This window comes from Caulobacter sp. GW821-FHT10A06, assembly GCF_059415805.1.
Genome location: NZ_JBWKNY010000006.1, coordinates 1 through 19,385 on the forward strand (window position 1 = coordinate 1; position 19,385 = coordinate 19,385).

General features: G+C 67.8%; 14 protein-coding genes and 2 pseudogenes. 10 read left to right on the top strand and 6 right to left on the bottom strand.

The window, feature by feature from the left end; all coding sequences use genetic code 11:
- Positions 1–333: 333 nt before the first annotated feature.
- Both AC07NF_RS18110 and AC07NF_RS18115 read left to right on the top strand, forming a co-directional pair.
- Positions 334–537, top strand: a pseudogene (locus AC07NF_RS18110) (cold-shock protein); the annotation flags it as partial.
- 147 nt (positions 538–684) lie between these two features.
- The gene (locus tag AC07NF_RS18115; protein WP_233206781.1) at positions 685–879 is read left to right on the top strand and encodes a cold-shock protein; all 195 of its coding nucleotides are present in this window, start codon (positions 685–687) and stop codon (positions 877–879) included.
- Between the two features lie 270 nt (positions 880–1,149).
- On the opposite strand, the gene AC07NF_RS18120 is transcribed toward AC07NF_RS18115, so the two are convergent.
- The gene (locus tag AC07NF_RS18120) at positions 1,150–3,438 is read right to left on the bottom strand and encodes an NADP-dependent malic enzyme (RefSeq protein ID WP_494629468.1); all 2,289 of its coding nucleotides are present in this window, start codon (positions 3,436–3,438) and stop codon (positions 1,150–1,152) included.
- Between the two features lie 336 nt (positions 3,439–3,774).
- On the opposite strand from AC07NF_RS18120, the gene uraH reads away from it, so the two are divergent.
- Genes uraH through guaD form a run of 5 tightly spaced genes read left to right on the top strand, consistent with a single transcriptional unit; the run spans position 3,775 to position 10,193 of the window.
- Entirely contained in the window at positions 3,775–4,122 is a 348-nt protein-coding gene (uraH, locus tag AC07NF_RS18125) for a hydroxyisourate hydrolase (RefSeq protein WP_494629470.1), read from the top strand.
- On the top strand, positions 4,122–5,558 hold the full coding sequence (gene xdhA / locus AC07NF_RS18130) for a xanthine dehydrogenase small subunit (RefSeq protein ID WP_494629472.1): 1,437 nt from the start codon (positions 4,122–4,124) through the stop codon (positions 5,556–5,558). Before uraH ends, xdhA begins: the two co-directional genes overlap by 1 nt.
- Positions 5,551–7,893: a xanthine dehydrogenase molybdopterin binding subunit gene (gene xdhB / locus AC07NF_RS18135; RefSeq protein WP_494629474.1), complete on the top strand. Its 2,343-nt coding sequence runs from the start codon at positions 5,551–5,553 to the stop codon at positions 7,891–7,893. Before xdhA ends, xdhB begins: the two co-directional genes overlap by 8 nt.
- Positions 7,886–8,899 carry a xanthine dehydrogenase accessory protein XdhC gene (gene xdhC / locus AC07NF_RS18140; RefSeq protein ID WP_494629476.1) on the top strand — a complete coding sequence of 338 codons (1,014 nt, stop codon included), beginning with the start codon at positions 7,886–7,888 and terminating at the stop codon, positions 8,897–8,899. The genes xdhB and xdhC overlap by 8 nt, the downstream gene beginning before the upstream one ends.
- Complete coding sequence (gene guaD / locus AC07NF_RS18145; protein ID WP_494629479.1) at positions 8,886–10,193, top strand: guanine deaminase; 1,308 nt, start codon at positions 8,886–8,888, stop codon at positions 10,191–10,193. Before xdhC ends, guaD begins: the two co-directional genes overlap by 14 nt.
- Before the next feature lie 51 nt (positions 10,194–10,244).
- Here the strand turns inward: guaD and AC07NF_RS18150 are convergent.
- The 5 genes and pseudogenes from AC07NF_RS18150 to AC07NF_RS18170 all read right to left on the bottom strand — a co-directional run.
- Positions 10,245–10,316: pseudogene (locus AC07NF_RS18150) on the bottom strand (hypothetical protein); the annotation flags it as partial.
- A 2-nt stretch (positions 10,317–10,318) separates the two neighbouring features.
- On the bottom strand, positions 10,319–11,284 hold the full coding sequence (locus AC07NF_RS18155) for a nucleoside hydrolase (RefSeq protein WP_494629481.1): 966 nt from the start codon (positions 11,282–11,284) through the stop codon (positions 10,319–10,321).
- Positions 11,285–11,377: 93 nt separating this feature from the next.
- The gene (gene hpxZ, locus AC07NF_RS18160; RefSeq protein WP_494629482.1) at positions 11,378–11,773 is read right to left on the bottom strand and encodes an oxalurate catabolism protein HpxZ; all 396 of its coding nucleotides are present in this window, start codon (positions 11,771–11,773) and stop codon (positions 11,378–11,380) included.
- Positions 11,770–13,152: an AtzE family amidohydrolase gene (locus tag AC07NF_RS18165; protein ID WP_492817125.1), complete on the bottom strand. Its 1,383-nt coding sequence runs from the start codon at positions 13,150–13,152 to the stop codon at positions 11,770–11,772. The genes hpxZ and AC07NF_RS18165 overlap by 4 nt, the downstream gene beginning before the upstream one ends.
- Positions 13,149–13,367, bottom strand: coding sequence for a hypothetical protein (locus AC07NF_RS18170; RefSeq protein ID WP_492817123.1), 219 nt, complete (start codon positions 13,365–13,367; stop codon positions 13,149–13,151). Before AC07NF_RS18170 ends, AC07NF_RS18165 begins: the two co-directional genes overlap by 4 nt.
- Before the next feature lie 223 nt (positions 13,368–13,590).
- Here AC07NF_RS18170 and AC07NF_RS18175 point away from each other — a divergent pair, with 223 nt between their 5' ends.
- From AC07NF_RS18175 to AC07NF_RS18185, 3 genes are all read left to right on the top strand, one after another.
- Positions 13,591–14,535, top strand: a complete 945-nt coding sequence (locus AC07NF_RS18175; RefSeq protein ID WP_492817121.1) for an acetamidase/formamidase family protein — start codon at positions 13,591–13,593, stop codon at positions 14,533–14,535.
- A 127-nt stretch (positions 14,536–14,662) separates the two neighbouring features.
- Entirely contained in the window at positions 14,663–15,595 is a 933-nt protein-coding gene (locus tag AC07NF_RS18180) for a calcium-binding protein (protein WP_492817119.1), read from the top strand.
- A 252-nt stretch (positions 15,596–15,847) separates the two neighbouring features.
- Positions 15,848–19,303, top strand: coding sequence for a calcium-binding protein (locus tag AC07NF_RS18185; RefSeq protein ID WP_494629486.1), 3,456 nt, complete (start codon positions 15,848–15,850; stop codon positions 19,301–19,303).
- Positions 19,304–19,385: the final 82 nt, after the last annotated feature.

Consider the following 19,385-nt stretch of genomic DNA (forward strand, 5'->3'; position numbering starts at 1 on the left):
GGGTGGAGCAGCCCGGTAGCTCGTCAGGCTCATAACCTGAAGGTCACAGGTTCAAATCCTGTCCCCGCACCCAAGGTCTAAAGTCGGCGCCTAGGCGCTTATACGCACCCCGTCCGATTGCGGTCGGGGCTTTTTTGTATCTGTACGTGCAATTTAGAGTGGCATTCGCGCAACGCTCGCTGCCCCAAACGCGAATTTTTCTGCTTTTCGCCGCCTCCCGGTCGACATTCTCCGTTCAAAGCCCATAGCGCAGGGCGCGGTTTTGCGTCATGACTTCCGTCCGGAAGACGCGGGCCGACTATCAGCCCGTCGAATGAGGTGTTTGAGGATAATATGGCGAACGGTGTCGTTAAGTGGTTCAACCCGGCCAAGGGCTTTGGTTTCATTCAGCCCGAGGACGGCGGCCAGGACGTGTTCGTCCACATCGCCGCGGTTGAACGCTCGGGCCTGGCGGGCCTGAACGAGGGTGATCAAGTCAACTACGAGCTGGAAGAAGATCGCCGCTCGGGCAAGACTTCGGCCGGCAACCTGCGCGTGACGGGTCAAGGCGCTGTTCCGGCCGGTGGCGGTCGTGGCGGCCCCGGTGGCGCGCGTCCTCCGCGCAGCTTCGACGGTCCGCGCGGCGGCGCCGGCGGTGGCGGCGGCAGCTTCTCGGCCGGCACCGGCGAGAGCGGCACCGGCGTCGTGAAGTGGTTCAACACCACCAAGGGCTTCGGCTTCATCCAGCCGGACAACGGCGGCGGCGACATCTTCGTGCACATCTCGGCCGTCGAGCGCGCCGGTCTGCGTGGCCTGAACGAAGGCCAGCAAGTCGGTTACGAGCTTGAACAGGACCGTCGTTCGGGCAAGACCTCGGCCGGCAACCTGCGCATCCTCTAAGGCTGCGCCCTGAGCCTGCCTTCTCAGGCAGGCTCACTCTTAAGGTTTGAGCGCTCCGCGCTCGGGGAGAGGGCCGCCCCGGAGGGACGGCCTTTTCAGAGACTTTTGAGAGGCCCCGCCGACGCTGAGGCATCGGACGGGGCCTCTTGGCATTCCGGGAGCGGGCCTTTAAAGCCGCTCGGAAGCCCTCCAGACGCCAAAGAAAAGCCCCGCTGACGCTTGCGCGTCGCGGGGCTTTCTGCGTTCAGGCCGGGCCTGGGACGGAAGGCCTTAGGCCTCCGTACGGGCCCGTTCCGAGGCCGCCTGGTTCACCGCCAGAGCCGTCAGGTTGACGATGCCGCGCGCCGTGACGCTGGGGATCAGGGCGTGCACCGGCTTGCTCATGCCCAGCAGCACCGGACCGACCAGCAGGCTCTCGGTGGCGGCGCTGAGCAGGGTCAGGCCGATATTGGCCGCGTCCAGGGTCGGCATGACCAGCAGGTTGGCCGAGCCCTTCAGCGGGCTGTCGGCGACCATGCGCTCGCGCAGGTGCTGGCTGAGGGCGGCGTCGGCGTGCATCTCGCCATCGACCTCGAGATCCGGCGCCTGCTCACGCAGGATGGCCAGGGCCTCGCGCATCTTGCGGGCGGTCGGCGAGTTGCTGGCCCCGAACGAGGAGTGCGAGAGCAGGGCGGCCTTGGGCGTCAGGCCAAAGCGTCGGACGGCCTCGGCGGCCAGCTGGGTGCACTCAGCGATCTGCTCGGCGGTCGGGTCGACATTGACGTGAGTGTCGCAGAAGAACAGCGTGCCGTTGTCCAGGATCAGCGACGACATGGCGTAGACGCGGCTGACGTTCTCGCGGCGCGGGATGATCGGCAGCACATAGGTCATGTGCTGCCACCAGTCGCCGCTGCCGCCGACCAGGGCGGCCTCGACATGACCCGAGGACAGCAGCATCGAGGCGGCCACCGTGCGGCGGCCCTCGACGCGGCGCTGGGCGGCGATCGGCGGCACGCCACGACGACAGACCAGGCCCTGATATTCCTTCACCAGCGGCGCGAAGAGCTCTTTGTCCGCCTGCGGATCGACGATCTCGACCTTGCCGCCGATATCCAGGCGCAGGCCCATTTCGGCGATGCGGGCCTTGATGACCTCGCGGCGGCCGATCAGCACCGGCAGGGCCAGGCCCTCGTCGACGACGGTCTGGACGGCGCGCAGCACGCGTTCGTCCTCGCCCTCGGCATAGGCGACCTTGACCGGCGCCTTGCGGGCCCGCTCGAACACCGGCCGCATCAGCTGGCCCGAGCGGTAGACGAACAGCTCCAGCTCCTGGCGATAGGCGTCGAAGTCGGCGATGGGCCGGGTGGCGACGCCGCTATCCATGGCCGCCTTGGCCACGGCCGGCGCGATCTGCAGGATCAGGCGCGGGTCGAAGGGCTTGGGGATGATGTACTGCGAGCCGAACATCGGCGCGACGCCGCCATAGGCGCTGGCGACCACTTCCGAAGCCTCGGCGCGGGCCAGCTCGGCGATGGCCTCGACGGCCGCGACCTTCATGGCCTCATTGATCTCGGACGCGCCGACGTCCAGGGCGCCCCGGAAGATGAACGGGAAGCAGAGGACGTTATTGACCTGGTTGGCGTAGTCGCTGCGGCCGGTGGCCATGATGGCGTCGGGACGGGCGGCCTGGACCAGCTCGGGCAGGATCTCCGGCTCGGGATTGGCCATGGCCAGGATCAGCGGGTTCGGAGCCAGCAGCGGCAGCCATTCCGGCTTGAAGACCCGTGGAGCCGACAGGCCCAGGAAGATGTCGGCGCCGGCGATCACCTCGCCCAGGGTGCGGGCGTCGGTCTGGCGCGCGTAGCGGGCCATGTTGTCGAGCATGTCGTCGTCGCGACCGGCGTACACGACGCCCTTGATGTCGGTCAGGGTGACGTTCTCGACGGGCAGGCCCATCGAGACCAGAAGGTCGACGCAGGCCAGGGCGGCCGCGCCGGCGCCCGAGGTCACCAGCTTGACGTCCTTCAGCGTCTTGCCCTGGACGAGCAGGGCGTTGCGGACGGCCGCGGCGCAGACGATGGCGGTGCCGTGCTGGTCGTCGTGGAAGACCGGGATGTTCATCCGCTCGCGCAGGGTGCGCTCGATGATGAAGCACTCGGGGGCCTTGATGTCTTCCAGATTGACGCCGCCGAAAGTCGGCTCCAGGGCCGCCACCACTTCGATGAAGCGGTCGGGATCCTCGGCGTCGACCTCGATGTCGAACACGTCGATGCCGGCGAACTTCTTGAAGAGGACGGCCTTGCCCTCCATCACCGGCTTGCTGGCCAGCGGACCGATATTGCCCAGGCCCAGCACGGCGGTGCCGTTCGAGATCACGGCCACCAGGTTGCCGCGCGCGGTGTAGTCGCGGGCGGTGTCGGGATCGGCGGCGATGGCTTCGCAGGGCGCGGCGACGCCGGGGGAGTAGGCCAGGCCGAGGTCGCGCTGGGTGGCCATGCGCTTGGTGGCTTCGATCGCCAGTTTCCCGGGCCGCGGAAGACGGTGGTAGTCCAGGGCGGCTTTACGGAAATCCTCGTCCATCGATCGTTCCTCTGGGCGGCCTGCGCGGCGCATCTAGGCGGCTTCATCTGGGTGTGAAGCGTCATAGCCTTGCTAGCGGTGTTGGCGCGGCAATTCCAACCCTTCGCCGCCTGTCGGGCGTTTTTTCTTGGTACCGGTACCAATCGACGCCCGCGCGAACGGTGATTTACGGCTCTCGCAAGTAATAAATCTATTATATATTGCCTCCGCTTCGGGCGCCTTACGCCCCCTTGTTTGGCGCTAGGCCTTCCGGCGCGATCCGTGTGGGGCAAGGCGCTGGACAAAGGCGTCCGGAGCGACCGAGATCGACTCTGCGATGAGATCAGAGGGCGGAGCATGAGCGGACTGACGACACATATCCTCGACCAGGCGTCCGGCAAGCCGGCGGCCAACGTCGCGGTGCGGGTGTCGCGACGCGAGGGCGGCAACGTCCATCTGCTGGCGGAATTCCGCACGGACGCCGACGGCCGTGCGCGGCTTATCGCCGGCGAGGCCCTGGAGGTCGGCGGATACCGCCTGGAGTTCGCGATCGGCGAGCACTTCAAGGCGTCCGGCCTGTCGGTGACCGACCCGCCGTTCCTGGACGTGGTGGTCATCGATTTCGCCGTCTCGAACGTCGAGCAGCACTGGCACGTGCCGCTGCTGGTCTCGCCGTACGGCTATTCGACTTACCGGGGCAGCTGATGGGCGCGACGATCCGCTTCCTGCTGGACGGCCAGGTGCAGGAGGTCAAAGGGGCCAACCCGACGACGACCCTGCTGGAACACCTGCGCGGCCCGATGCGGCGGACGGGGACCAAGGAAGGCTGCGCCGAGGGCGACTGCGGCTCGTGCACCGTGCTGGTGGGCGAGGCCGACGGTGACGGTGTGGCTTGGCGGGCGGTGAACAGCTGCATCCAGTTCCTGCCGATGTTGCATGGCAAGGCGCTGCTGACGGTGGAGAGCCTGGCTCAAGGTGGCGCGCTGCATCCGGTGCAGCAGGCCATGGTCGAGAAGCACGGCTCGCAGTGCGGCTTCTGCACGCCGGGCATCGTCATGTCGTTGTACGGCCGGGCTATCGCGGCCAAGGGCGCCTGTGCTCCGGTCGGAGAGGTGCTGGCCGGGAACCTGTGCCGCTGCACCGGCTATGGACCGATCATCGAGGTGGCCAAGGGCGTCGAGGCCGAAGCCGCGCCGGCGGTCGACCTATCGGCGGTGCGTGACGAGACCATGCTGAGCCTCAGCTATGAGGACGAGGTCCACGGCGTCACCCGCACCTGGCTGTCGCCGCGTACGGTCGACGAACTCGCGGAGGCTTATCTGGCCCATCCGGACGCGACGATCGTGGCCGGGGCGACCGATGTCGGGTTGTGGGTGACCAAGCTGCGCAAGCCGCTGCCGACGCTGATCAGTGTGTCCGAGGTCGCCGAGCTGAAGGCGCTGGAGGAGACCGCTGACGGTCTACGGATCGGCGCCGGCGTTCGTTATGTCGACGCCATCGAGGCGGTGGCGAAGCTCTATCCGGACCTGGGCCAGATGATGCGGCGGCTGGGGTCTACACAGGTGCGCAACAGCGGCACGATCGGCGGCAATATCGCCAACGGCTCGCCGATCGGCGACATGCCTCCAGCCCTGATCGCGGCGGGGGCAACCCTGGTCCTGCGTCGAGGCGGCGAGCGGCGCGAGATGGCGCTGGAGGACTTCTTCCTCGACTACGGCAAGCAGGATCGACAGCCGGGCGAGTTCGTCGAGGCGGTGATCGCGCCGAAGCTGGATGCTGGGCGGATCTTCAAGGTCTTCAAGCTGTCCAAGCGCTTCGACCAGGACATCTCGGCGGTGTGCGGGGCGTTCTCGCTGGCGGTCGAGGGCGGGGTGGTCAACGACGCCCGCATCGCGTTTGGCGGCATGGCCGGTACGCCCAAGCGGGCCACGGCCTGCGAGGCGGCGCTGGTCGGCCAGCCGTGGACCGAGGCCACGATCGAGATCGCGATGGCCGCGCTCGATACCGACTACAAGCCGATGAGCGACATGCGCGCCTCGGCGGCCTACCGGTCGCTGGCGGCGAGGAATATGCTGCGCAAGGTGTTCCTGGAGAGCCAGGACGTCGAAACCCGCGTCGTTCCGGAGAGCGCCCATGGCTGACTCCGCAGCCACCGCACCTGTCGAGACCGCGCCGTTCCAGGGCGTGTCCGCACCGCTGCCGCACGACAGCGCCGCGCGGCACGTGGCGGGCTCGGCGGTCTATATTGACGACATGCCCGAGCCGGCCTGCCTGCTGCACGTGGCATTCGGCATGAGCACCAAGGCGCACGCCAAGATCACGCACATGGACCTGTCGGCGGTGCGCACCGCGCCCGGCGTGGTGCTGGTGCTGAGCGCCGAGGACATCCCCGGCGAGAACGACGTCAGTCCGGTGATCCACGACGACAAGCTGTTCGCGGCCGGTGAGGTTTACTGCGTCGGCCAGAGCCTGTTCGCCGTGGCGGCGACCTCGCTCGCCGCCGCCCGCGCCGCGACGACCAAGGCCGTGGTCGAGTACGAGGACCTGCCTGCCGCTATCGATATCGCCGCCGCCCGCGCCCTGGACCTGAAGATCGAGGCGTCCCAGCGCATGGCGCGCGGCGACCCCCAGGCCGCGCTGGCGACCTCTCCCCGCCGCCTGCAGGGCAAGTTCACGATCGGCGGCCAGGACCACTTCTATCTTGAAGGCCAGATCGCCCTGGCCACCCCACGCGAGGATGGCGACGTCCACGTCTGGTCCTCGACCCAGCACCCCACCGAGGTGCAGCACCTGATCGCCCGCGTCCTGGGCAAGCCCGACCACAGCGTCACCGTCGAGGTGCGCCGCATGGGCGGGGGCTTTGGCGGTAAAGAGACACAAGCCTCGCTTTTCGCCGCCGCCGCCGCCCTGGTCGCCGTGAAGACCGGCAGCCCCGCCAAGGCGCGACCGGACCGCGACGAAGACATGGTCATGACCGGCAAGCGGCATGACTTCGAGGCCGCCTACGACGTCGGCTTCGACGATGACGGCCGGCTGACCGGGCTCTCGCTGGAGCTGGCCTCGCGCTGCGGGGCGACGACCGACCTGTCGATGGCCATCAACGACCGGGCGATGTTCCACGTCGACAACACCTATTTCCTGCCGGCCATCGAGATCGTCTCGCACCGCTATCGAACGCACACGGTGTCGAACACCGCGTTCCGGGGCTTTGGCGGACCGCAGGGCATGATCGCCATCGAGCGCGTCATGGATGCCGTGGCCGCCGCCACCGGGATCGACCCGCTGGAGGTGCGCCGCCGCAATCTCTATGGCGGCGAGGGCCGCAACCTCACGCCCTACAACCAGGTGGTCGAAGACAACGTCGCGCCGCAGCTGATCGACGAGCTGGCCGCCTCGTGCGCCTATGACGCCCGCCGCCGCGAGATCGAGGCCTTCAACGCCAGGAGCCCGGTGCTGAAGAAGGGCATCGCCCTGACGCCGGTGAAGTTCGGCATCTCGTTCACGACGACCTTCCTGAACCAGGCTGGTGCGCTGATCCATCTCTATGCCGACGGCTCGATCATGCTGAACCACGGCGGCACCGAGATGGGGCAGGGGCTGAACGTCAAGATCGCCCAGATCGTCGCCAACGCCTTCCAGGTCGAGATCGGCCGCGTGAAGATCACCTCGACCGTCACCGACAAGGTGCCCAACACCTCGGCCACCGCCGCCTCGTCGGGCGCGGACCTGAACGGCATGGCGGCCCTCAACGCGGCCGAGACCATCAAGGCGCGCCTCGTCGCGTTCGCCGCCAAGAAGTGGAACTGCCCCGAGCACGACATCGCCTTCACGCCCGACGGCGTGCGCGTCTGCGGCGAGACCTTCGAGTTCGGCTGGTTCATCCGCCAGGCCTATCTGGCGCGGATTTCGCTGTCCTCGACCGGCTACTACGCCACGCCGAAGATCCACTACGACCGCGCCACGCACACCGGCCGGCCGTTCTACTACTTCGCCTATGGCGCGGCCTGCAGCGAGGTGCTGATCGACACCCTGACCGGCGAGATGAAGGTTACCCGCGCCGACATCCTGCACGACGTCGGCAAGTCGCTGAATCCCGCCATTGACCTCGGCCAGATCGAAGGCGGTTTCGTCCAGGGCATGGGCTGGCTGACGACCGAAGAGCTGGTCTATGATGCCCAAGGCCGCCTGCGGACCCACGCGCCCTCGACCTACAAGATCCCGACCTGTGGCGACCGCCCGGCGCATCTCGATGTCCGCCTCTGGAAGGCTGGGCGCAATGTCGAGGCCACGGTGCACCGCTCCAAGGCCGTGGGCGAGCCGCCGCTGATGCTGGCGATCTCGGTGCACAGCGCGATCAATCACGCGGTGGCCAGTGTCGGCGACCACAAGGTCTTCCCGCAGCTGGACGCGCCCGCGACGCCGGAAGCGATCCTGATGGCGTGCGAGGATGTCCGGCGGAGAGCCGCCGATGCGTAACTGGGCCCGCGCCGCCCTGGCTCGCCTGGACGCGCATGACGAGGCCGCTCTGGTCACCGTGCTGGCGACCGAAGGCTCGGCCCCGCGCGAGGCCGGGACCAAGATGGTCGTCTGGCGCGGCGGGCAGTCGGGCACGATCGGCGGCGGCAATCTGGAGTACCGCGTGGCCGACCAGGCGCGACGCATGCTGGACGGCGGCCAGGCCCATTTCGCGATCCAGGACTATCCGCTGGGGCCGCTGCTGGCTCAGTGCTGCGGCGGCCGCGTGCGGCTGTTCCTGGAGCGCCTGAACGACAACAGCCGCGACTGGCTGACCGAGGCGGCCAAGCGCATGGACGCGGCCCAGCCGTTCGAGGTCCGCACCCGCTTCGACCCCGGTCTGCTGACCAAGGTGATCGCGCCGATCCTCTCGACCGACGCCGAAGGGCCGGCCGTCTCGTTCGGCGTTGCGCCCGCCACCGCGCGCGGTGCGCGGCCCGAGCTGGGCGACGTGATGGTCGAGCGCGCCGACGCGCCGCGTCCGCCGCTGCTGCTGTTCGGCGCCGGCCATGTGGGGCAGGCCATCGCCAAGGCCTTCGAGCCGTTGCCGTTTCGCTTGGCCTGGTACGACACCCGTCCCGAAACCGCCGACATCCCCGGCGTCACCGTGCTTGAACCTGACGCGATGGCCGCCAAGGCGACGGCCGCCAGCGCCGACGCCTACGGCCTGGTGCTGACCCACGACCACGCCCTGGACTACGCCCTGGTCGCGGCCGGCCTGGCCGGCGGCGGATTTTCGTACTTCGGCGTCATCGGTTCGGGCACCAAACGCGCCAGGTTCATGCGCCGGTTACGCGACGATGGTTTCTCGGAAGTCGTGCTGACCCGCCTGACCTGTCCCATCGGCTTGCCACATTTGAAGAGCAAGGCGCCGGAAGTGATCGCGGTGTCGGTGGCGGCCGATCTGCTGATGCGCCAGGAAGCGGCGCGAGCCCGTAACGACGAGAAGACCAGTGCAAGCTTATAGGGCGTCGATCCTCCACCTGCTGGACGATCCCACCAAGAACGAGGACGGCGCGGTCGCCTTCCACAAGGACGGCCTCCTGCTGGTCGAGGACGGTCGCGTGGTCGGCTGCGGCGAGTATGCCGAGCTGTCGCCGTGGCTGGGCGACGCCGAGCTGCACGATCTGTCCGGCCACCTGATCACGCCGGGCTTCATCGACACCCACATCCACTTCCCGCAGGTCGACATTATCGCTGCCCACGGCAAGCAGCTCTTGGACTGGCTGGAGCAGCACACCTTCCCGGCCGAGGCGGCCTTCGCCGATCCCAAGCACGCGACGGAGACGGCGGCGTTCTTCATCGACGAACTGCTGCGCAACGGCACGACGACGGCGCTGGTGTTCGGCTCGGTGCACAAGGTCTCGGTCGACGCCCTGTTCGCCGAGGCCTTTGATCGCGACATGCGGCTGATCGCCGGCAAGTCGCTGATGGACCGCAACGCGCCCGACGGGCTGACCGACACGGCCGAGAGCAGCCTGGCCGACATGGAGCAGTTGATCGCCGACTGGCACGGCAAGGGGCGGCTGGGCTACGCCGTCACCCCGCGTTTCGCGATCAGCTGCAGCGACGCCCAGCTGAAGATGGCCGGCGACCTGCTGGCCCTGCATCCCGACGTCTGGATGCAGACCCACCTGTCGGAGAACGTCCACGAGATCAAGGAAACGGCCAAGCTGTTCCCCAAGGCCAAGGACTATCTGGATGTCTATGACCGCTTCGGCCTGCTGCGCCAGCGCTCGGTCTTCGCCCACTGCGTCCACCTGAAGGGCGAGGCCTTCCAGCGCCTGGCGGCCAAAGGCGGGGCGGTGGCGTTCTGCCCGACCTCGAACCTGTTCCTTGGCTCTGGCCTGTTCCCGCTGGAGGAGGCCTGCTCGCACGGCGTGAAGGTCGGCATCGGCACCGATGTCGGGGCCGGCACCAGCTTCTCGATCCTCCACACCCTGGGCGAGGCCTACAAGGTGGGGCAGCTGCGGGGTGATGCGCTGGATCCGTTCCATGCGCTGTACCTGGCGACGCTGGGCGGGGCGCGGGCGCTGGATCTGGACAAGGTGATCGGGAACTTGGAGCCGGGGAAGGAGGCTGACTTCGTGGTGCTCGACTTGGCCGCTACGCCGCTGCTGGCGCGGCGGCTGGCGGAGACGAAGAGCCTGGAGAACAAGCTGTTCGCGCTGACGGTGCTGGGGGATGACCGGGTGGTGGCGCGGACGTATTTGGCTGGGGTGGAGCGGTATCGGCGGGACTCAGCACAGGCCCCCGCCTGACCTCGCTATGCGAGGTCTGTCCGCCCCCAAGCGGGGCGGAGGAAACCTGCCGCCCCGCCTGACGCGGTAATTATCTCTCCTCCCCCTTTGGGGGAGGGGGACCGCCGAACGGCGGTGGAGGGGCCTTACCCGTGCACGGCCTTCATCGTGTCGGCATAGAGCTTCAGCAGCCGATCACCATCAACCGCCACCGTCGCCGCCTGGATCGGCTGATCATCCCAAGCGCTAGGCCCAAACAACTCACCCTCAGGGCTCTGGCACGTCTGGCCCAGCGTGATCCCCTCGGTCACCACCCGCACCGCACCACGGCGCACCTCGAACAACGTCGGATCGATCACGAACGCCACCGCCGCGGCGTCATGCACGCAGCAGCCGACGATGCCGTCCCGACCGCCGTAGAACGCCGCGTACGGCTTGGAGATCTCGTTCAGGAACCCGCCGGCGTCCGAACCACCAGCGGCCAGCGCTTCCATGAACTCGGGCGACATCACCACCTGCGTGGTCACATCCAGGCTGACGGCGGTGAGCGACCACGGCGCGGTGAACACCTGGTCCGCCGCCTCCGGGTCGTTCCAGATATTGGCCTCGGCCACGGGCGTGACATTGCCCGGCTTGCCGGCCACGCCGAACGCGCCGCCCATGATCACCACGGACTTCAGCAGCGTGGCGACTTCCGGATCGGCCTGCAGCGCCAGGGCCAGGTTGGTCAGCGGACCGACGGCGCACAGCACCACCTCGCCCGGATACTGGCGAGCCAGGTCGATGATCGCCTGGTGGGCCGGCTTGGCTTCCGGCTGGGCAGGGATCAGGCCCGTCAGCTCGACATCGCCAAGACCGTTGATGCCGTGCACGAAGGTCGGCGACGGGTTGCGCGGGCGGGTCAGCGGCTTGTCCGTGCCCTTGTAGACCGGCGCCTTCAGGCCGAAGCGGTCCTTCAGGTACAGCGCGTTGCGCGTCGTGGTCTCGATGTCGGAATTGCCGAAGATGGTCGTCACCGCGATCAGGTCGAGGGCGGTGCTCGCCTCGATGAACAGCAGGGCCATCGCGTCGTCGATGCCGGGGTCGGTGTCGAAAATGATCTTGGTCGTCATTTGGAGGCTCTAGCGCTTTTCGTCGTCGGAGTGGAGTTTTTCCGTGGTCGCGTGACGGTCGCCGAAACCGGTTCCCACTTTCGGCTGTCACGCTCAAAGGCGCTGGTCGGCCCCGCCCTGCATCAGGGACACGTGGGCCGAGGCGACCTTCCAGCCGTCCTCGGTGCGGATCCAGGTCTGGCTCTGGCGGCCGATCTTGCCGCTGTCGTCGCGGCGGAACTCGATGTTGGCCACGGCGAAGTCGGCGCCGAAGGTGGTGATCTCGGTCCGCAACCGCGTGCGGGGCGGCGAGCCGCCGGCGCGGCCGACGCGGAACGCGGCGATCTCATCGAAGCTCCACAGGTTCTCGGCCACGCCCAGCCGCACGGTATGGGGCGAGTTCCAGAACGCACCGTCCAGCGCCTCGACGTCGTTGCTCATCAGCGCCGCCTCATAGGCGTCGACCAGGGCGGTGACCTGCGCCAGCACGGCGGGATCGTTGACGATCATAGGGCGCCTTTCGGAGCGTGGGCCGCCACGACGCCGTCGCGTTGCAAGCGCAGGGCGGCGGCGAAGGCCAGGTCCTCGCGCCAGGCCGGAGCGATGATCTGCACGCCGATCGGCAGCTGGCCCGGACGGTTCACCGGCGCGGCCACGACCGGCAGGCCGACATAGCTGATCGGCTGGGTGTAGGCGCCCAGGTTCTTGCGCACCGAGACGGGAACGCCGTCCACGTCCATGGTCGCTTGGCCGATCGGCGGGGCGGGGCAGACCGAGGCCGGGGCCAGCAGGACGTCGTAGCGCTGGAAGGCCTCGCGCACCTGGTCGCGGAAGACGGTGCGATACCGCTGGGCCGCTTGGTGCACGCCCGCCGGCAGCAGGGCGCCGGCCAATAGGCGGTCGCGGACGGCGGGGTCGTAGTCCATGGCGCGGGCGGCCAGGTCATCGTGGTGCAGCTGCCCGCCCTCGAAGGCGGTCAGGCTGAAGGCGGCGGCGCGGGCGGCGGCCGCGCCGGGCAGCTGGACCAGGTCGTCGGCCTTCAGCGCCACGGCGACGCGGCCCAGGGCCTCCAGCACTTCCGGGAACGCGCCTTGCTGGAACCAGCCGCCCAGGACGCCGACGCGTAGCGGCCGTTCGGCCAGCTCGTCGAGACGGGCCGACAGCGGCTCGGCCGCACGCACGCAGATGTGGTCGCCGGCGGGATCGGCGCCCTGCATGACGTCATAGGCCAGGGCCAGGTCCTCGACCGACCGCGCGAAGGGGCCGACATGGTCCAGGCTCTCGACGAACGGGAACACGCCCTGGCGCGACAGGCGGCCATAGGTGGGCTTCAGGCCGAAGACGCCGCATAGGCCGGCCGGGATGCGGATCGAGCCGTTGGTGTCCGAGCCCAGGGTCAGGGGCACGAGCCCTGCCGCCACGGCCGCCGCCGAACCGCCCGAAGAGCCGCCGGCGATCCGTGTCGGGTCGTGCGGATTGTAGACCGGCCCGTCGTGGGCGTTCTCGGTGACGAAGCCATAGGCGAACTCGTCCATGTTCAGCGCGCCGACCAGGATGGCGCCGGCGGCGGTCAGACGCTGAATCAGCGTTGCGTCATGCGAAGGCGGCGCGGCGTCGCGGCGGATCTTGGAGCCGGCGATGGTCGGCAGGCCTTCGATGTCGAACAGGTTCTTCACCGCGAACGGCACGCCCGCCAGCGGACCCGTGACACGGCCGGCGTCGACTGCATCCGCCTGAGCCAGGGCGCGGTCGGCGGTCACGGCGGTGAAAGCGTTGACGCCCCCGTTCAGGCGCTGGATGCGCGAGAGGGTGGCCTCGGTCACGGACCGGGCGGTGACGCGGCCGGCGCGGACCTCGCCGGCGATCTCGACGACGCTGCAGAAGCTCACGGTTCGAACGCCTCCGGAGGCTCGCCGGCGGCCTCGCCAAGCGCCGAGACGAACAGGCTGGTCTGGGTGCGCAGCAGGGCGATGTTGTCGATCACGCCGGGCAGGATGGGCGACGGGATGGCCAGGTCCCGCTCGGCGGCGCGCGCGGCGGTCCAGGGACCGATCTCGACGTCCTTCAGGTCCAGAAAGCCTTGCGTCTCTGCGTCCAAGCCCATGCGGTCCCCAACAGCATAAGTAAGAAAAAACTTCATACACCCGGGTTCGCTAAACGCGCCAGTCCCGCTTGGCTCAGAACGCACGAGCGCTCAAGGCGGCATCATTCAGCGGCCCGATCGCCCGCGCATCGGGCAGGGAAGGGCGATCGTACACCGGATGGTCCGCCACGCCTTGGGTCAGCGCCCGCTTCGGCGCGAGATGCGCATGTAAGGAAAGGCTTACTTGATGGCGCATCACCGACTGGTCTCCAGCCCCGACACCGTCCGCTTCGGCATGTTCGACGCGGCGTTCGATCCCGTGCTGACGGTGAACCCCGGCGACAGCGTCACCTTCGAGTGCGTCTCAGGCGGGACCGAGGTGATGCCGCCGCCGGGCTCGCCCTACGCCGTACCGGCCGCGCTGCAGGCGATCCACGATAGCAACCCGGCCCGCATCGGTCCGCACATCCTCACGGGCCCAGTGGCCATCGCCGGCGCCGAGCCGGGCGACATGCTGGAGGTCCGCATCGAGGCGGTCGAGCCTAACAACGACTGGGGCTACTGCGCCGTGCGTCCGCTGGCCGGCACGCTGCCCGAGGACTTCCCCGACCGTTATGTCAGCCACATCGCCGTCGACAAGGCGCGCGGCGTCTGCAAGCCGGAGTGGGGTCCCGAACTGCCGCTGGCTCCGTTCTTCGGCACCATGGGCGTGGCCCCGCCGGCCAGGTACGGCCGCCTCTCCAGCCGCGAACCGCGCGAGCACGGCGGCAACATGGACAACAAAGAGCTCACCGCCGGCGCGACCCTGTACCTGCCGGTCTGGGTTCCCGGCGCGAACTTCTCGGTCGGCGACGGCCATGGCCGCCAGGGCGACGGCGAGGTCTGCGTCAACGCGCTGGAGATGGGCCTGACCGGGACCTTCACCTTCATCCTGCACAAGGCCTCCAGCTTCGTTTGGCCCCGCGCCGAGACGCCGACGCACTACATCCTGATGGGCTTCAATGAAGACCTGGACCTGGCCATGAAGCAGGCCTTGCGCGGGACGATCGACTTCATCACGGCGCGCTCGAGCCTGACTCGCGTCCAGGCCTACCAGTTCTGCTCCCTGGCCGTGGACTTCCGCGTCACCCAGACCGTCAACGGTGAGAAAGGCGTCCACGCCCTGCTGGCCAAGGGCCTGCTGTTCTGATCCGAGCGCTGAGTTAACTCAGGGTTGCTTTTTATAATTATCGTCCTGGGCGTGAAAAATTCACTTGAGGTCGATCTTGGGTTGATCGCCAATGCCTCCGCCCCATCCGGGGGCTGGAGGTCTAGGCATGTATCTGGTGGGAACCGCAGGCGACGATATCCTGGTCGGCGACGCTGGCAGCGACACGCTGGAGGGCGGTGCGGGTAACGACTGGCTGATTGGCCAGGGCGGCGCCGACGTCATGGACGGCGGCGACGGAAACGACTTCCTCTATAGCGGCGGCTTCTTCGGCGTGGCGACGACCGGCTCGCTGATGATCGGCGGCGACGGCAACGACTCCATCCAGAGCGGCAATTCCAACGACACCATGCTGGGCGGCGCCGGCGACGACGCCCTGACCGTCGGCGACTACGTCACGACCCGCACCCTTGATGGCGGCGCCGGGAGCGACCTGCTGGCGTTCTCAGGTTTCACCGGCGGCGTGTTCGTCGACCTGAGCAAGACCACCCAGACTGTCGCGCCGGGCGTCGTGCTGACCGTGACCAACGTAGAGAACGTCAACGGCACAGCCGCTGGCGACACCCTGATCGGCGATGCGAACGCCAACATCATGTACGCCCAGGACGGCGACGACTCTCTGTACGGCGGCGACGGGAACGACGGGCTCAGCGGCAATGACGGCGACGACTATATCGTGGGCGGCGCCGGCCAGGATGGGCTGAACGGCGGCGCCGGCGCGGATCTCTTCGTGTTCAATCCGGGCGACAGCGTTTATGGCGCGTCGGACAGCATCTCCGACTTCTCGACCGACGACCACATCGTGTTCACGGATGGGCCGGCCGGAACCAGCGCCAACTATATCGAGCTGGACACGATCGACTTCCTGGCCGTCGGCGCCGTGTTCGCCGGCAGCGACGTTCGTTATGTGGCGATGCAGGTGTTCTCCGACATCTATCTGTTCGCCGACACCGGCGAGGAGGGCGGGGACTACGATCAGATGATCATCCTGACCGGCGCCAACCTCTCTTCGATCGACGCCGGTTCGATCCTGGGGCTGTAACTCCACCTGTGCGCGTGGCGTCGCGATGGACCGAAAGGTCGGATATCGCGCGCCACGTCCATTCCCGGAATGCGCCAACCTGTGGGTGAAAGCCTTGTAGTGTAAGGCCTGCATGTGCCGAAGCGGCACAGTTCGCGCCCAGGGCGACGGGTTTCGTCCTTAATTCTCCCCAAAAGGCTGAATGCGGTTCGGCGCCAGCTTTGCAGTCCCTAGGTCACGCTTCGGTTGTGTTCAGGTTGGGGACGTAAAAAGATGGATCTGCAAGGCACGCAAAACGCCGACACCCTGACGGGCGGCGCGGACAGCGACACGATTTACGGCTTCGGCGGCAACGACACGCTGAAGGGCCTGGCGGGCGATGACGTCCTGGCCGGACACGACGGCAACGACACCCTGCAAGGCGGGGCCGGCGACGACTACCTGCTGGGCGGCGCGGGCAATGACACCCTCGACGGCGGCGACGGCAACGACTGGGCGGCCTACGAGGACGCCACGGCCGGGGTGAAGGTCGACCTGAACATCACCGGCACGCAGAACACCGTCGGCGGCGGGACCGACAAGCTGACGAGCATCGAGAACGTCTACGGCTCGGCCTTCAACGACACGCTCACCGGCAATGCCGGCGACAACATGCTGGTGGGCGACGCCGGCAACGACACGATCAGCGGCGGCAAGGGTAACGACACCCTGTGGGGCGACGCCGGCAACGACGTCCTGGATGGCGGCGACGGCGACGACTACATGGTCGGCGGCGCGGGCGACGACATCATCAAGGGTGGGGCCGGCGACGACTGGAGCTCGTACGAAAACGCCACGGCCGGCGTCACCGTCGATCTGAACAAGACCACGGCCCAGAACACCGGCGGCGCGGGGACCGACACCATCACCGGCGTCGAGCTGCTGTACGGGAGCAAGTTCGACGACGTCCTGACCGGCGACGCCAAGGACAACTACCTGTGGGGCTCGGACGGCAACGACCAGCTGTACGGCGGCGCGGGCGACGACCACCTGTCGGGTGGTCTCGGCGACGACATCATCAACGGCGGCGACGGTTTCGACACGGTCGACTACGGCTTCAGCGAAAAGGGCGTCTGGATCGATCTCCAGCTGTTCGACCAGTCCGGCGTCAAGGGTTGGGCCGAGTCCGGCGACAAGCTGGTTTCGATCGAGGCCGTGATGGGCTCGGAATTCAACGACGTCTTCCTGGGCAACGCCGCGGAGAACTATCTGTTCGGCGCTGGCGGCGACGACGTCCTGCTGGGCGTGGGCGGCAACGACACCCTGGACGGCGGCGACGGCGACGATCGCCTGGTGACCAGCGCGACCAGCAATGGCGAGCTGCTGGTCGGCGGCGCCGGCAACGACACCCTGACCTTCTCCAACATCGGCTCGGCCACCCTGGAGGGCGGCGACGGCGACGACATGTTCATGCTGTCCAACACGATGAGCGACGTCATCGTGCGCGGCGGCGAGGGCGTGGACACGGTGTGGCTGATGAATGGCCTCGGCGCCGATCAGGGCGCAACGATCGACCTGAACCTCACCGGTCGCCAGGGCACGGGCCTGCAGGGCTATGTTGAGATCCAGGGCGTCGAGAACGTCATCGGGACGGGCTTGAGCGACACGATCATCGGCGACGCCAAGAACAACGTCCTGAACGGCCTCCTCGGGGATGACCTGCTCGACGGCGGCGCGGGCTTCGACATCGCGTCCTACGACCGCGCGGTCGGCGGGGTCCGGGTCGATCTGACCAAGCAGGGCGCGGCCCAGGACACGCGCTCCCAGGGCTTCGACATCCTGAAGGGTTTTGAAGGCCTCAAGGGCTCCAGCTTCGGCGATGTTCTGATCGGCGACGCGAGCGCGAACAGCCTCGAAGGCGGTTATGGCGATGACATCCTCGATGGCGGCGCTGGCGCCGACACCGCGATCTACGCCATGGGCTCGTCCAAGGATTACACCTGGACCCGCAACGCCAACGGGACCTGGACGGTCGCCGGCATCGACGGCGTCGACACCCTGCTCAACATCGAAACCCTGAAGTTCTCCGACAAGACGGTGACGCTGTCGCCGTCGACCGCGACGGTGACGCTGGACGAGGTGCTGAAGCCCAAGACCATCATCGCCTCGGCCTCCGGCGACCTGCGCGACGCCGTCCTCTCGGACGACGGCCGCACGGCCTATGTCTCGGACAAGGATGGTTATGTCTCGGTGATCGACACCACCACGGGGCAGCTCAGCTTCCGCCTGAAGGTGGGCGCGGACCTGGGCGGTCTGTCCGTGTCGGCGGACGGCCGCTATCTGGTCGCGGCCGAGCACCAGGTGGAGAACCTGGTCAAGGGTTCGATCTGGACGGAAGACCGCGCCACCGCCAAGGTCCACGTGGTGGACCTCGAGACCCACACCGTGAAGGACTATTCGACCACGGTGACCGGCGCGGATCGCGGTTTCGCGGACGCCGCGTTCATGAGCGACGGCACGATCATCCTCACCCAGGACTATGCGGGCTCGGGCTTTACCGGCCTGACGACGCTGAACCCGACCACCGGCGGCTTTACGGTGACCGGTCCGAGCTTCTTCCAGAGCGGCGCGCTGTCCAGCAGCTTCGACCGTGATCAGGTGCTGATCGCGCCCGCGGGCATCAGCAGCGCCGATATCAACATCTTCACGTTGGGCGGCGGCTTCACGACCCGCATGCACTACTCGTCCGGCTATTCGAACGGGAACGTCGGCGTCCAGGCCATCAACGGGGACGGTTCGATCATCGCCCAGGCCGTCGACGGCCAGATCGTGATCTATGACAAGGTCCTGGACTTCCGGCTGGACCTGCTGTCGTCGCACCCCGAGGTCTCGGCGGTCTACGGGATGGACTTCAGCACCGACGGCCGGCACCTGTTCGTCGTCGAAGCGACGCAAGACCGTGTGTACCAGTTCTCGACCTCGACCTGGGGGCTCGAGCAGACCTACGCCCTGGGCGTGGACATCAATGCGGGCCAGCCGACGGATCATTCCAGCGCCTACGGCAATCATGTCTCGCTGAACGACAGCGGCGACCGGATGCTGATCTTCGGCGATACGGGCGCTGTCCTGGTCAACATGTTGGGCCTCAAGCCGGTCGAGGCCACGGTCGTGACGATTGGTGGCGCCGCCAACGATACGCTCACGGGCGGGGCGACTTCCGACACGCTCTACGGCAACGGCGGCGCCGACATCCTGTCGGGCGGCCTTGGCGCCGACACGCTGTACGGCGGCGCGAATGACGACCAGCTGTCTGGCGGGGACGGCAACGACCTGCTGATCGGCGGCGACGGCGCCGACACGCTCGACGGCGGTTCGGGCGTCGACATCCTGTACGGCGGCGCCGGCGCGGACATCTTCAAGTTCGGGTTCTGGGAGTCTTACGCCACGAACGACGTGGGCAAGGGCGTCGATGCGATCATGGACTTCCAGTCCATCGACAAGCTGGCCTTCGGCGCGGCGCCGTTCGCTTCGACCTATCGCGAGTTCGCCGTCAACACCTATTCCGAGGCCCAGGAGATCGCCAAGGTCTGGTCGGGCACGACCGCGCGGCACTTCACCAGCGTTCAGGTCGGCACCGACGTCTATGTGTTCGTCGCCGTCACGACCGCCAACAGCGCCGGTCCGGAGAACGTCGTGAAGCTGGTGGGCGTCGACCTCAGCATGATCAGCGAGCAGAACTTCCTCTCGTAGGGGGTTCCGCAACCTCTGCCGCGTCCCCACGTTGACCTACGGTCAGTGTGGGGGCGCGTTCGCTTCCGCCAGAACGCCGGCG

What these genes read in the sequence shown, in the direction of transcription:
- xdhC (WP_494629476.1), top strand. Translation starts at nt 7,886, where the DNA reads ATGCGTAACTGGGCCCGCGCCGCCCTGGCTCGCCTGGACGCGCATGAC.
- AC07NF_RS18120 (WP_494629468.1), bottom strand. Translation starts at nt 3,438, where the DNA reads ATGGACGAGGATTTCCGTAAAGCCGCCCTGGACTACCACCGTCTTCCG.
- AC07NF_RS18155 (WP_494629481.1), bottom strand. Translation starts at nt 11,284, where the DNA reads ATGACGACCAAGATCATTTTCGACACCGACCCCGGCATCGACGACGCG.
- hpxZ (WP_494629482.1), bottom strand. Translation starts at nt 11,773, where the DNA reads ATGATCGTCAACGATCCCGCCGTGCTGGCGCAGGTCACCGCCCTGGTC.
- AC07NF_RS18170 (WP_492817123.1), bottom strand. Translation starts at nt 13,367, where the DNA reads ATGGGCTTGGACGCAGAGACGCAAGGCTTTCTGGACCTGAAGGACGTC.
- AC07NF_RS18180 (WP_492817119.1), top strand. Translation starts at nt 14,663, where the DNA reads ATGTATCTGGTGGGAACCGCAGGCGACGATATCCTGGTCGGCGACGCT.
- xdhA (WP_494629472.1), top strand. Translation starts at nt 4,122, where the DNA reads ATGGGCGCGACGATCCGCTTCCTGCTGGACGGCCAGGTGCAGGAGGTC.
- xdhB (WP_494629474.1), top strand. Translation starts at nt 5,551, where the DNA reads ATGGCTGACTCCGCAGCCACCGCACCTGTCGAGACCGCGCCGTTCCAG.
- AC07NF_RS18185 (WP_494629486.1), top strand. Translation starts at nt 15,848, where the DNA reads ATGGATCTGCAAGGCACGCAAAACGCCGACACCCTGACGGGCGGCGCG.
- uraH (WP_494629470.1), top strand. Translation starts at nt 3,775, where the DNA reads ATGAGCGGACTGACGACACATATCCTCGACCAGGCGTCCGGCAAGCCG.